16 protein-coding genes are annotated in these 12,073 nt (G+C 53.6%); 3 read left to right on the top strand and 13 right to left on the bottom strand.

The features are described from left to right. Positions 1-154: 154 nt before the first annotated feature. From WJU22_RS06285 to WJU22_RS06260, 6 genes are all read right to left on the bottom strand, one after another. The gene (locus tag WJU22_RS06285) at positions 155-493 is read right to left on the bottom strand and encodes a tRNA-binding protein (protein ID WP_341842400.1); all 339 of its coding nucleotides are present in this window, start codon (positions 491-493) and stop codon (positions 155-157) included. A 249-nt stretch (positions 494-742) separates the two neighbouring features. Further along, positions 743-1,732 carry an aldo/keto reductase gene (locus WJU22_RS06280; RefSeq protein ID WP_341842399.1) on the bottom strand — a complete coding sequence of 330 codons (990 nt, stop codon included), beginning with the start codon at positions 1,730-1,732 and terminating at the stop codon, positions 743-745. A gap of 200 nt (positions 1,733-1,932) precedes the next feature. After that, a complete protein-coding gene (lptC, locus tag WJU22_RS06275; protein ID WP_341842398.1) occupies positions 1,933-2,487 on the bottom strand; it encodes an LPS export ABC transporter periplasmic protein LptC in 555 nt (184 codons plus the stop codon). A gap of 4 nt (positions 2,488-2,491) precedes the next feature. Beyond that, positions 2,492-3,649, bottom strand: a complete 1,158-nt coding sequence (locus WJU22_RS06270; RefSeq protein WP_341842397.1) for a hypothetical protein — start codon at positions 3,647-3,649, stop codon at positions 2,492-2,494. Between the two features lie 186 nt (positions 3,650-3,835). Then, positions 3,836-4,525, bottom strand: coding sequence for a type III pantothenate kinase (locus WJU22_RS06265; RefSeq protein WP_341842396.1), 690 nt, complete (start codon positions 4,523-4,525; stop codon positions 3,836-3,838). A gap of 9 nt (positions 4,526-4,534) precedes the next feature. After that, the gene (locus WJU22_RS06260; protein ID WP_341842395.1) at positions 4,535-5,170 is read right to left on the bottom strand and encodes an LON peptidase substrate-binding domain-containing protein; all 636 of its coding nucleotides are present in this window, start codon (positions 5,168-5,170) and stop codon (positions 4,535-4,537) included. A 134-nt stretch (positions 5,171-5,304) separates the two neighbouring features. Between WJU22_RS06260 and meaB the strand changes: the two genes are divergently transcribed. The 3 genes from meaB (at position 5,305) to WJU22_RS06245 (ending at position 7,741) form a co-directional block, all read left to right on the top strand. Beyond that, complete coding sequence (meaB, locus tag WJU22_RS06255) at positions 5,305-6,204, top strand: methylmalonyl Co-A mutase-associated GTPase MeaB (protein ID WP_341842394.1); 900 nt, start codon at positions 5,305-5,307, stop codon at positions 6,202-6,204. A 175-nt stretch (positions 6,205-6,379) separates the two neighbouring features. Continuing rightward, complete coding sequence (locus tag WJU22_RS06250) at positions 6,380-6,706, top strand: DMT family transporter (RefSeq protein WP_126245819.1); 327 nt, start codon at positions 6,380-6,382, stop codon at positions 6,704-6,706. A gap of 423 nt (positions 6,707-7,129) precedes the next feature. Continuing rightward, a complete protein-coding gene (locus WJU22_RS06245) occupies positions 7,130-7,741 on the top strand; it encodes a MarR family winged helix-turn-helix transcriptional regulator (RefSeq protein WP_341842393.1) in 612 nt (203 codons plus the stop codon). A 9-nt stretch (positions 7,742-7,750) separates the two neighbouring features. Here the strand turns inward: WJU22_RS06245 and WJU22_RS06240 are convergent, their stop codons facing one another. The 7 genes from WJU22_RS06240 to cyoE all read right to left on the bottom strand — a co-directional run bounded on the left by WJU22_RS06240 (position 7,751) and on the right by cyoE (position 12,046). Further along, complete coding sequence (locus tag WJU22_RS06240; RefSeq protein ID WP_341842392.1) at positions 7,751-7,966, bottom strand: hypothetical protein; 216 nt, start codon at positions 7,964-7,966, stop codon at positions 7,751-7,753. Positions 7,967-8,016: 50 nt separating this feature from the next. After that, entirely contained in the window at positions 8,017-8,583 is a 567-nt protein-coding gene (locus tag WJU22_RS06235; protein WP_341842391.1) for a DUF420 domain-containing protein, read from the bottom strand. A gap of 15 nt (positions 8,584-8,598) precedes the next feature. Continuing rightward, positions 8,599-9,246 (bottom strand): SCO family protein, encoded by a 648-nt coding sequence (locus WJU22_RS06230; protein WP_341842390.1) that lies wholly within the window; start codon positions 9,244-9,246, stop codon positions 8,599-8,601. 169 nt (positions 9,247-9,415) lie between these two features. Continuing rightward, positions 9,416-9,808 carry a cytochrome C oxidase subunit IV family protein gene (locus tag WJU22_RS06225; RefSeq protein ID WP_341842389.1) on the bottom strand — a complete coding sequence of 131 codons (393 nt, stop codon included), beginning with the start codon at positions 9,806-9,808 and terminating at the stop codon, positions 9,416-9,418. A gap of 56 nt (positions 9,809-9,864) precedes the next feature. Continuing rightward, a complete protein-coding gene (locus WJU22_RS06220; RefSeq protein WP_341842388.1) occupies positions 9,865-10,542 on the bottom strand; it encodes a cytochrome c oxidase subunit 3 in 678 nt (225 codons plus the stop codon). A 54-nt stretch (positions 10,543-10,596) separates the two neighbouring features. Next, positions 10,597-11,160 carry a cytochrome c oxidase subunit 3 gene (locus WJU22_RS06215; protein WP_126245825.1) on the bottom strand — a complete coding sequence of 188 codons (564 nt, stop codon included), beginning with the start codon at positions 11,158-11,160 and terminating at the stop codon, positions 10,597-10,599. 4 nt (positions 11,161-11,164) lie between these two features. Further along, the gene (gene cyoE / locus WJU22_RS06210; RefSeq protein ID WP_341842387.1) at positions 11,165-12,046 is read right to left on the bottom strand and encodes a heme o synthase; all 882 of its coding nucleotides are present in this window, start codon (positions 12,044-12,046) and stop codon (positions 11,165-11,167) included. Positions 12,047-12,073: the final 27 nt, after the last annotated feature.

Below are 12,073 nucleotides of genomic sequence, written 5' to 3'. Positions count from 1 at the left end.
TAACCATATCCTATGAAAAACCTAAGTCAAAGATAAGGCGGTTCTTTACCATCGCAAGTTCATTTCCGTGAACGCATGGTTTTTGTTCGTGAAGCGCGAAAAACCGTCTTTTTCTTATCATATTAATAATTTTCTCATATTAATATTTTCGTTACTATGCAATCCTGTGGCCATTCTTGACAGGGCGGTCTGGCTGCAGCAGCACTATTTCCTTCTCATCGCCTACAACGCCCAGTACGAGGCATTCCGAGAAGAAATTGGCGATTTGTTTCACGGGGAAATTGACGACGGCTACCACTTGTTTCCCGATAAGTTCATCTGGCTGGTAGAGCACGGTGATTTGAGCGGAGGATTTGCGGACCCCGATGGCAGGGCCAAAGTCGACTTCGAGCTGGTAAGCGGGATTTCGTGCTTTCTCGAAAACTTTTGCGGAGAGGACGGTGCCCACATGTATATGCACCTTTTCGAAATCATTCCAGGTAATGGTTTCCATGATTTGAAATTTGAAGAATGGGTTGAATGACTAAAAAAGGGAAGTTAACGGCTTTGGGGCGAAATCAAAAAAATTGGGCGGTAAGAATACCGCCCACAATATTTTTAACCATATCCTATGAAAAACCAATACAAATATACTGGAGTCCCTCATTGCAGGATACGGCATTTCGTAAACGCAAGATTTTGCCTCGTGAACGTATAGAAATAATGTCTATTAACATCAATTTAACGCACTTCCGATCACCCTTTAATGCCTGATGGCCATCGGCGCGTTTTCCATGATGGCGTCGATTTCCTTCATGATTTCGGGCGTAAGTTGCTGATATACATCGATCGCCTTGAGGGTTTCGGTCAATTGCGTCTCTTTCGTGGCTCCCAGGATGGTGCTCGACACGTTCGGGTTGCGGATCGTCCAGGCCACGGCGAACGTTGCCAGGCTGGTCCCCAGCTCTTTCGCCACCTTTTCGAGCTTCACCACCTTGGCGATGTTCGCTTCCAGCAGGTTGCGGTTCCGCAGCCACTCGTAGCCCTCCAGGCTGAGCCGGGAGCCCTCGGGCACCCCGTTGTTGTACTTCCCGGTCAGGATCCCCGACGCCAATGGACTAAAGATCGTTGTCCCCAGCCCCACACTGCTGAAAACAGGCAAATATTCCAGCTCGAGTTTTTCGCGGCGGAACAGGTTGTATTCCGGTTGCTCCACCACCGGCGCGATCAGGTTATACTGGCGCGCCACCATGTGCGCTTCCATGATCTCGGCGGCCGTCCACTCGGAAGTGCCCCAATACAGGATTTTCCCCTGCTGGATGAGGTTGGTCATCGTCCACACCACTTCCTCGATGGGCACGTTCCGGTCTGGCCGGTGGCAGTAGTACAGATCGAGGTAATCGAGCTGCATGCGTTGCAGGGCTTCGTGGCAGGCTTCCATGAGGTGCTTGCGGCTCAGGCCGGTCTGGTTGGGCTTGTTATTGGCCCCGCGCCAGCCGAAAAACGCCTTGCTCGACACGATGATCGACGTCCGGTCCCAGTTCTTGTTCTTCAATACACGGCCCATCATCTTTTCGGATTCGCCGAGGGCATATACCTCCGCGTTGTCGAAGAAGTTGATGCCGTTATCATACGCCAGCCCCATGAGGCGGTCGCCGGCGGAATCGTCTACCTGGCCATGGAAGGTAACCCAGCTGCCGAAAGACAATGCGCTGATCTGGAGGCCGGATTTGCCTAGTCTTCTGTATTCCATATTGAAAGATTTTAGCGGTTTTCTTGAGGGGGTTAAAATAATACTTTGGCATGGTTGTTGGATCAATAGGCGCAGGAAATTTTAGGTTAAAAATAGCGTTTGATCTTTCCAGATCGTACACAAACAAACAATTAGGTTAAAGCAAAAGAACCCGGTCGCATGACCGGGTTCTTTTGTTATGGTATCTTTCGAAACTTCGTTTATTCGAGGATGAAGGAGCTGTCTTGCGGAACGAACGTCCCGTTCGCTTTCAGGAACTCCGTCCGCGACAGGTCTTGCGTAGCGCGGATGCCGCTTGCATAGATCGTATCGGTGATGGTGGAGATGCGGCAGAAGCGGTCTGTCATGAACATCGCCGTTTTGGAATCGAAGCGGAGGTCTTTGCAATCGAGCCGCTGGGCGGTGGTGAGACTGATGAACACGACGGAATCGCGGAGATAGATGTCGTTCGTCCCTTCGTCCAGCCGGCCGAAATTGGCCGTCAGGATGCTTTCTTTCCTGCCCACGCTATCGTAGAATATTACCTGCAATCCTTTGGGGAAATCGGTGTGTGGCGGGTGCGTCACGTAGCGTTCCATGTATTTGCTGGTGAGCACGCCTTTTACGGTGGCCGACTGGCTGAGGATGGTTTCTACGTCGAACGCCTGCTCTACGCCGAGTTTCCTGGTATCGAAGGCGGCAACGGCGTTGATATCGTTTTCGCAGCCGCTGAAGGCCATGATCGCGAGGGCTCCGTATGCGAGTAAACGTTTCAAGCGGTTAGTCGTATTTGGCTTTGAGGAACCAGCGGTCGCTGAGGGTGAAGCCGATGGTCAGGCGGTACGACGTTTCGCGGAGCTGGTCCACGTTTCCGCGGGAGCCCACTTCGAAAGCGGCGTTGATCATCGTGAACTGGTTCATGGCGGGCATGATCCTTCTCACCGGGAAACCTGCGCCGATGGAGAACCCGAGGGTGTTCATGTCCATTCCTGCCAGTTTCACGTTGTCTTTACCGAAGTAACCACCGAGGCGGTACGTTACTTTGTTCCAGTATCCGGAGAAAGATTGTGCGTTGGGGACGAATTGACCGCCGAAGGCCATGCGCCAGCTGTCTTGCGTGGAATCGATCGCGCCGTAGTTCCTGAAATTGCTCCATTTCGAAGTCGTGTAATCGATACCGAAGGAGAATTTATCGGTTTTGGACAGCATGATGCCACCGCCGATGGACTGGGGGTAGATGATATCGCCACGGTCGCCGCTGGTGTACTTCACGGTGTCGCGGGTATCGTATTCCTGGGACGAAGCGTCGTACAGGAGGGTCTCCTGGAGGCGTTCGCGTTTGGCGGAAAGTTTCTGTTCGAGGTTGCCGCTGACGCCGAGCTGGAGGTTCAGGTCTTTCCCGAGCTTGATGCTTTGCTGGAGGCCCAGGGTGTAGAAGAAGGAACCATAGCTGGTGCGCTTCATGTCTCTCGACGGAACGATGGAGCTTTGCGGATCGTCTACGTTGGAGGGGAAGAGGACTTTGGTGCTGTTGGTGACGTTGCCGAAGATGTAACCTACGTTCACCCCTACGCTGAATCCGCCGAAACCGATACCGGAGCCTACATAAGCCTGGTAAATGCCGCCGCTGCCTTCGAACTGGTTAACGGAAGCTACTTTCAGTGTGTCGAAAAAAGTTCTGTCTTCCGGAACGCCGATGTTGTAGGCGACTTTGGTGAGGGGGCGGATCCCGAGGTTGAGGCCCCACTTCGGGCCGAGCGGCATGCCCAGCTGGAGGTAGCTCAATGTTCCATACCCGGCGCTGGACGCCGCGTCTCTCGAAGTGAGCCGGCGGGCGCCGCCGTGAACGCCCACGTCGAACGTTACGAGCTGCAGACGGGAGTAACTGGCGGGATTGACGAAGTTGATGGACTGGGCATCGCCATATGCCTGTGCCACGCCTCCCATGCCGAGGTTGACTGCGTTCTCGGAACGCGAAATCTCGCCAAGGCCGAATCGGGAGTACGGTGAATTATCCTGGGCGTCAGCATTTTTTGCCGATAGCACTGCTACGCCTAACAGGCAAAAGAAGCTAGCTTTTGTCCAATACATTGAGTTCAGCGATTGAATTTAAACCTTTATACATTAAATACGGGCTTGCAAATATCTTATTTTTAAGGCGGGAAGCAAAAAATTCCAAATTCCCCCTGTTAAAAGCGCGTTAAAGTTCCCGTACCTGGCGGCATACAGCGAAATCATGCCGTCTACCTCCGCCAGCGCGCCTTCCAGCACGCCGCTGAGGATACTTTGACGGGTATTATATCCAATAAAACTATAATGCGCTTCGGCGGGAACGAGCGGCAATTTATCCGTAAAAGCGTGCAGGGCGCGGAACCGCATGTCGATCCCCGGGCTGATGCCCCCTCCCAGGAATTCGCCCCGTTTGTTGATGAAATTGTAAGTGATGGCCGATCCGGTACCGATCACGAGATTATGCTGGCCGGGAAACATTTCCCAGGCGCCTGCGGCCAGCGCGATCCGGTCTACGCCCAGGGTTTCGGGCTTTTCGTACACGATCCGAACGGGCATCGGCGTATCGCAGCGCAGGCGGATGAAGCGCGTTTCACTTTGCAGCAGCGATTCCAGCGCCGGCGGATGTTCTATTACCGACGACAGCACCGCCGCGCGGGGGCGCCGTTCCTTCAGCAGTTCCTCCACTTCGGGCAACAACGTTTCTTCGCTGAAAAACCGCTCTTCCTGCAGTTCTCCGCCTTGCATAATGCCACATTTCAACCGGGTATTGCCCAGGTCGAAACAAAAAATCGGGCCGATCATGGCGCCAAGTTAAAAATTATCTACGGATAAATCCCGGAAGTGGCCGTTCAGTTTCACCCGGTCTTTGAGCCGCTCCATCTCCGTCATGAGGGGAATTACCTTGCTGAGATGGCGTTTGAGGTACTCCAGGCGCTGCAGTTCCTGGAAAAGATGGAGCATTTCGTATTCTTCCGCCAGCGAAAGCCCCGCATGATGCGCGATATCGTATGCCCGCAACCGGTGGTCTTCTACCGGGAACTGCTTCGAGACCTGCAGGATGTGGTGCAGCTCGCGCACCGCCGCCAGCACCTGTTCGCGGAGCGTATCGCTCGTACGGTCGTGATTGACCGGGTAATTGACGATGGCGCCGGCATACAGTTTTTCGGGCACTTCGCGGATGATCTCGAGGATGCGGAACACTTTGATGCCGCGGGTCCGCACGTCCATCTCGCCGTTGTCATACGTTTTTTCCACCCGCGAAATTTCCACGAGCGTACCGTATTCGTTCACTTTCTGGTCGATCACCGCGGGGATGCCGAAGGGCTTGCCTTCGCGGATGCATTCTTCCGCCAGCTGTTTATACCGCGGTTCAAAAACATGCAGGTTGAGCATCTCGCCGGGATAAACGACGATGCCGAGGGGAAATATGGGTATGAAGTTCGTCATGTTCGGGCGTAGGTTCTTCGTTGTTTTAAGTTACGAATTTTGAACGAAAAATAATGGCGGTCTGCCTTCGGCGGATGGAAGGAAAGAAGGGGCGTCATCTTCCCGAAATGAAAAATCATCGATACATTTGTTGCATGTCTGTGTTACTTGACCGGCTCCTTTCGGGGGACGTGCGGGCCCTGGCCCGGAGCATCTCCCTGGTGGAGAACGAAGCCCCGGGATACGAACAGCTGCTGGAGTCGCTCCCGGCGCGCGCAGGCACCCGCGTGGTCGGCATCACGGGGCCTCCCGGCGCCGGCAAAAGCACGCTGGTAAACGCCCTCATCTCCGCCATCCTCCGCCGCGGGCAGCGTGTAGCCGTTATCGCGGTAGACCCATCGTCGCCCTTCAATTTCGGCGCATTGCTCGGCGATCGCATCCGCATGGCCAATCACTTTTCCGACCCAGACGTATACATCCGGTCGATGGCGAGCCGTGGTGCTTTGGGCGGCCTCAGCCCGAAAATCCTCGAAGTGGCAGACATCATCAAGGCCGCGGGGTACGATTACCTATTCATCGAAACGGTGGGCGTGGGGCAGAGCGAAGTGGAGATCGCCGGAATCGCGGATACGACGGTGGTGGTTGTGGTGCCCGAAGCGGGAGACGAGATCCAGACCATGAAAGCCGGGCTTATGGAGATTGCGGCGATATTCGCGGTGAACAAGGCAGACCGTCCGAAGGCCGACGAGTTCGTCCGCAACCTGCGGCTGCTGGCGCATTCGCGCGCAACGGCCGGCTGGGAAACGCCCGTGATCAAAACGGTGGCGTTGCGGGACGAAGGGGTCGAGGCCCTCATGCAGGCACTCGATGCCCATCGCGATCACATCCATGACAATGCCGACCGCAAATCGTTGCTGCTGGCTGAAAAGGCATGGCAACTTATCCAGTATAAAAGAATGCGGGAGGTAGACAGGCAGGCTTTGCTGGCGGAGATCCGCGCGCAGATGGACGGGCCGGGGTTCAACCTCTACCGCATCGTTCGCCGCTATAGCTGAAAAAATCCTATCTTTGCGGCAATCAACGTAAGCGCAAAGATGTTTACCCAAACTCGAGTTTTCCGTCTTTTCTTCACTTACGCCGTGTTCAACTACGGCGGCTGATCTTGCGCGCAGCCCTTTCTCATCAACATTTTCGACATATTTCTGATCATCTAAAACAAAAGCTTTTGTTATGGCTTGGTTATTCCTTTTGCTGGGCGGTCTGTTCGAGATCGGCTTTACCATTTCGCTGAAGTATTCAGAGAATTTTTCGAAGCTCTGGCCTTCGGTTTCTTTCGTGGTTTGTATTTCGCTGAGCTTTTTCCTGCTCAACAAAGCGATCAACGGCGGCTTGCCGATCGGTACCGCATACGCGGTGTGGACGGGCATCGGCGCCGCAGGGACCGCTATTGCGGGGATGCTGTTCTTCAAGGAGCCTGCCACCGCGATGCGGCTGGTGTTCCTCGTCATGCTGATCGGCTCCATCATCGGGTTGAAATTCGTATCCGACGCACATTAATTGAAGAGGCCTCCGGGCCTCTTTTTTTGTCCGGAATTGCTGGTGAATAGGTTGTAAATTAGCGATGCATCACACACATGTTACAACGGCCATCGTGCAGGAGGTCAGAAAAATTCCCAGGGAACTATGTTGTAGAATTAGCCACCACGGCTTCGGGTAAGTTTTTTTCAACCAGATAGATATATCAAATTAAGCAGATGCAATTTTGCTGAGGGGAGATCGCGGCGGGTGCGGCACGAAATACCCCATCTCCGGGCGTATTACACAATTTTGTTTGCCTCACTCCGTTTATCAAAAAGCCTGTGAATCACCATGAAAGTGTGATATTCACGGTGTAAATCTTTCGTACATTACGCCCCCCGTGCAAACCCGTTAGAAGAAACAATTAGGAACAAGCAAAACTACTGCGTTACAAACAACACCATGCGAAAGGAATCCACCTTCAACCCGGAGCATCAGGCCACCAATACCGCCAGTAAAGTGGTTGCCGCACTGGAAAGACTTTCAGAAGCTTTCCGTGTATTGCTTTGGCAGGAAGCGAAACAGTACGGGATCAGTCCAATTCAGGTCCAAATCCTGACCTATCTCCTTCATTACCCGGAAAAGCTGAAGACCGTCACCCATCTCGCCGCGCATTTCAATATGACGAAGGCAACGATCAGCGATGCGATCAAGACGATCGAATCCAAAGGCTTTGTCAGAAGGAAAGAAGATAAAGAAGACAGCCGCAGCCATACCCTGCATCTGACCCGCGAAGGTAAAACGGTTGCCCGCCGGGTAGAGCGGTTTGCGGAACCGATGCAGGATTCTGTGGAAGATATGTCGGCCGAAAAGCAGGCGGGCATGCTGGAACAGTTGCTGGGCCTTATCCAGGACCTCAACCGTAACCTCATCATCACGCCGCAGCGGATGTGCTACAACTGCAGATTTTACGAAAAGAAAGGGAAATTACATTATTGCCACCTCGTGAATGCCATTCTGAAGGCGGCGGATTTGCGGGTAGATTGCCCGGAATTCAGGAAACCAGCTATTTAGGGGCGCGCATTATTGCGCCCGCTGGCTCCTCCACCAGCGGATGCCCAGGAACAAGCCCAGCGCCAGCGGCGCGGCGGCCAGCATCAAGATACCGTTGTTCAGGCCTTTGGCAGGCCCTTCACCCAACTGCTGCGCGGTTTTCGTGCAGAGGGAACATTGCGCCATCAATTGACTGGCTGGCAGCAGCATGGCTACCGTCATCAACAGGTAGAATATCTTTTTCACGCTCCGAAATTAGGCATTTTTAATGCGCCAGGGCCTGATTTATGTCAGGCTCAGGCGTAATACGGCGAAATCATCATGTACACTACCACGCCGGTAATGGCCACGTAAAACCAGATCGGCCAGGTGATCCGCGCTATGCGACGGTGTTTCGGCCAGTCGGACTGGAACCCTCTCAGCAAGGTGAACAGTACCAGCGGAACGATCACTACTGCCAGCACGATGTGCGTGAGCAGCAGGAAATAGTACGCATACCGCACGCCGCCAACCGCCGCGATCTCCGCCGCGTCTACCACCCCATTGTGGTCCATATCGCCGAACTTCGTGGATTCCGTGAGGAAGTGATAGGTGACGTAGGAAAGGAGGAATATTACAGACAGGCCCACGGCGCTGAGGTTCGCCCATTTGTGGGCCGTTTTCCGGCCGTTCTTGATAAAAAAGAGGCTCGCCAGCAGCAACACCGCCGTGGCGGAATTGAGGACGGCGTGGAAGAAGGGCATCACCTTTACGTCGAACCCTACCTGCACGTTCGGCTGCGGGAGCACGAACAAAATGGCCACCGCCACGGGGATGACGATGGAAACGATGGTGATGATGATATTGAGATTCTTGTTCTTCATGTTCACTGAGAAGTTTTAGTTGCCGGAAGAGAACAGGCGCTTGAGGAGGCCGGGCCTTTTCTTGTCTTTGGCGATATGCAATACGGCGATATCGTTCACCATTTTGCGGACGGAAACGGTGTCCATCCCATTGTAATACCCGCGGATGAACCGGTCTTTATCGATCAGCACGAATTTTTCGGCGTGGATGAAATCATCCGGTCCGCCATCGCCCTGAACGGCATTCACGAAGAATTCGTGGCGGGCGAGGTCGTAGATCTCTTTTTTATCGCCGGTGAGGAGCCACCAATTGCGGGGGTCGATGTTGCGGCTGTCTGCATAATGCTTGAGCGTGGGCACCGAGTCGCGCACGGGGTCTACCGAAAGGGAGATGATCTGCAGCAGCGTATCGTTTTTGGCGTAGGAGTCCTGCACCCGCTTGAGGTTCTTCATGAGGGTGGGGCAAACGGTGGGGCAGCTGGTGAAGAAGAAGCTCACGACGAGCACTTTCCCTTTGAGCTGGTCCAGGTTTACGTTTTCGCCGAGCTGATTGGTGAGGGTGAAATTTTTGACCTGGTGGAAGACGGTATCGTAGGATGTTTGTCCGTCTTTCACGATGGTGTCTACCCTTTCTGCGATGAGAAACGGCGGCACTTCCACTACATTCTTGCCGTAGTGGTCCACGATCAGGTAACCCGTGAGGGGTACGAGTATGGCCAGTGCTACGCCGAGTATTGCTTTCCTGTTGATAACCGTAAGATTTAGGTGTTTATAAAAGCGAAAAATGTAAAAGCGTTGCTGTATTACGGCATCACTTTTACATTTTCCGGGAGTATCGAATTACGACTCGTAATTAGTGATGGTTGCCACCACCGTGCGCCGGGGCCACTTTTTCAGCGGGGAGCGGTGCGCTGGGGGCGTTTCTGCGCATGTGTTTCCAGCTGTCGCCGTCCGCGAGGAAGGCGATGATGAACCATATGAACAATGTCAACGGCATGAGAACGGTCCATACCAGGTTCTTGATTTCATGACCAAGGTGCATGAACTCGGAAACGATATAATACGCCTTGAACACGGTCAGGATGATGAAGAGGGCGTTCAGCCAGATTCTGTCGGGGAAGCCGGTTTCAAGATGCAGGAATGCAAATCCTACTTCCACCATGGTGATGATCAGGAGGATCCAGAATGTTTTCCAGATTTTCTTGATGGAAGCTTGCCTCTCGGCTGCGTTATGCGTATGCGCCATATCTAAAATTCTTTTCTCTTTACAAAAATACGATCAGTCAATAAACTTTGGGCTGCTTACAGCAGGTAGAAGCAGGTGAATACGAATACCCAAACCAGATCTACAAAGTGCCAGTACAGGCCTACTTTCTCTACCATTTCGTAATGGCCGCGGTGCTCGTAGGTACCTTTCAGTACGTTGATCAGGACGATGATGTTGAGGACAACGCCCGAAGTTACGTGGAGGCCGTGGAAGCCGGTGATGGTGAAGAAGAAGTCGGTGAAGTTGGTGGAAATAGCGGCCGTTCCGTCTGCGTTCGGGAAGGGGTTGCTGCCCCACCAGGCGCCAACTTCGTGCAGGTGCATCCATTCCCAGGCCTGGCAGCTAAGGAACATGATACCGCCGATGATGGTGAGGGAGAGCCATTTCACCACGGCTTTCCTGTCCATATAATGGCCCGCATTCACAGCCAGTACCATGGTAACGGACGACATGATCAGGATGAAGGTCATCAAGCTCACGAATACCAGCGGCATGTCCGCATGGCCCATGAAGGGGAATGAGTGGAACACGACGTTGGGATCAGGCCAGGCTTCAGCCATGAAACGTTGCGTGCCGTAAGCGATCAGCAATGCGCCAAACGTGAAGGCATCGGAAATGAGGAAATACCACATCATCAGTTTGCCATAGCTCACGTTGAAGGGAGAAGACCCTCCGCTCCACCATTTTTTCTTCGCTGTTACTGCGTTATCCATTGTACGAATTGTGAATTTTATTGGTTCTAAACAGTATCTTTTTTTCTATTCTTTTTATCTGGCCAGGCTGAAAAATACCAGCAGGTAAATCCAGAGGGCGTCCACGAAATGCCAGTAGGTGGATGCTACTTCGATGGGCACGGTGCTGTAGGTGCGCACCCGGGTCCTGAAGGCCCGGAAGAACATCACCAGGAGTACCGCTACACCGCCGAGCACGTGCAACACGTGTGTGCCAACGATCACGTAGATGAAGGAGGCCGAAACGGTGCTGTCGAGCGCCAGGCCGTGATTCTTCATGTCTGCGAAGCCGATGAACTGGCAAACTGCGAATGCTACGCCGAGCAGTGCCGTGAGCGTGATGAGCTGTTTGTAAGCGCCCATGTTGCGCGCTTTGAACTGGCGGCCGGCCAGGTAAATGGTGCCGCTGCTCAGCAGGATCAGTACGGTAGACACGTAAAAGATCGCGGGCAGGTTGAAACTGAGCCAGTTGGCCTGCGAGCGTTTTACCACGTAAGCGCTCGTGAACCCGATGAACATCATGGTGATGCTGGCCATCGCGATCCACATAGAATACTTATGCGGGTGTATCTTGTTTTTAGGTGCGTTCATTGTAATCATCTCCTCACAGTTTTACTTTATCGAACAACAATGCCAGCAATATCACTGCCAGGTAAATATACGAACCGAACATCAGTTTCCGTGCCGAAGGTACGTCTGCCTTACGGTACAGCTGGATGGCCTTCCACAGGTACCAGCCGCCGATGAGGATGGCTACGATCGCGGAGATGTAGCCCGTGAGCCCCAGCAGGTACGGTGCAATGCCAGCGGGAATCAGCAGCAGGGTCCACATCGCGGCCTGCAGGGCGATCATTTTTCCCGGCCCGTCTTCACGGGGCATCAGGCGGAAACCTGCACGCGAGTAATCCTTGTGCGCTACCCAGGCGATCGCCCAGAAGTGCGGAAACTGCCAGAGGAACTGGATCGCGAAGAGCGACCAACCGCCGATAGACAGGGCATTGTCTCCCGCCGCCCAGCCGATCAGCATCGGCAAAGCCCCGGGCACAGCGCCTACCAGTACCGCCAGCGAGTTCCATTTCTTCCAGGGTGTGTATACGAAACCGTACAACAGCAGGGAAAAGAAACTCAATCCAGCGGCCAGCCAGTTGAACGAAAAACCCAGGATGGCAACGCCTGCAACGCCCGTGAGCACGCAAAGCAGCCAGGCCTCGGTAACGGTCACCCTGCCGCCGGGCAGCGGCCTTACAGCCGTGCGCGCCATCAGTTTGTCCGTCTCCCGTTCCAGGATCTGGTTGATGATATTGGCGGAGCCTGATACCAGGATGCCGCCGGCAAATAACAAAAGAACTTTAATCAAACTGAATTCCACGCCAGGCACCAGCAAATAGGCGACCACGCAGGCGAAAACTACCATGAAGGTTAGCGTAAACTTCATCATCATGAAGTAATCCTTCACCCTGCTTGCAATGGCGTATGATAAAGACAACTTTATGGAATTTTCTTGCAACATAAT

The sequence above is a fragment of the Chitinophaga caseinilytica genome (genome assembly GCF_038396765.1).
GTDB classification, from domain to species: Bacteria; Bacteroidota; Bacteroidia; order Chitinophagales; family Chitinophagaceae; genus Chitinophaga; species Chitinophaga caseinilytica.
The sequence above is the reverse complement of the archived record's forward strand: the minus strand, read 5'-3'. Positions and strand labels throughout refer to the sequence as shown.

Excerpts from the sequence above, each read along its gene's own strand:
- WJU22_RS06285 (WP_341842400.1), bottom strand. The coding sequence starts at position 493 with ATGGAAACCATTACCTGGAATGATTTCGAAAAGGTGCATATACATGTG.
- WJU22_RS06260 (WP_341842395.1), bottom strand. The coding sequence starts at position 5,170 with ATGACGAACTTCATACCCATATTTCCCCTCGGCATCGTCGTTTATCCC.
- WJU22_RS06225 (WP_341842389.1), bottom strand. The coding sequence starts at position 9,808 with ATGGCGCATACGCATAACGCAGCCGAGAGGCAAGCTTCCATCAAGAAA.
- WJU22_RS06245 (WP_341842393.1), top strand. The coding sequence starts at position 7,130 with ATGCGAAAGGAATCCACCTTCAACCCGGAGCATCAGGCCACCAATACC.
- meaB (WP_341842394.1), top strand. The coding sequence starts at position 5,305 with ATGTCTGTGTTACTTGACCGGCTCCTTTCGGGGGACGTGCGGGCCCTG.
- WJU22_RS06265 (WP_341842396.1), bottom strand. The coding sequence starts at position 4,525 with ATGATCGGCCCGATTTTTTGTTTCGACCTGGGCAATACCCGGTTGAAA.
- WJU22_RS06215 (WP_126245825.1), bottom strand. The coding sequence starts at position 11,160 with ATGATTACAATGAACGCACCTAAAAACAAGATACACCCGCATAAGTAT.
- WJU22_RS06235 (WP_341842391.1), bottom strand. The coding sequence starts at position 8,583 with ATGAAGAACAAGAATCTCAATATCATCATCACCATCGTTTCCATCGTC.
- WJU22_RS06280 (WP_341842399.1), bottom strand. The coding sequence starts at position 1,732 with ATGGAATACAGAAGACTAGGCAAATCCGGCCTCCAGATCAGCGCATTG.
- WJU22_RS06250 (WP_126245819.1), top strand. The coding sequence starts at position 6,380 with ATGGCTTGGTTATTCCTTTTGCTGGGCGGTCTGTTCGAGATCGGCTTT.
- WJU22_RS06220 (WP_341842388.1), bottom strand. The coding sequence starts at position 10,542 with ATGGATAACGCAGTAACAGCGAAGAAAAAATGGTGGAGCGGAGGGTCT.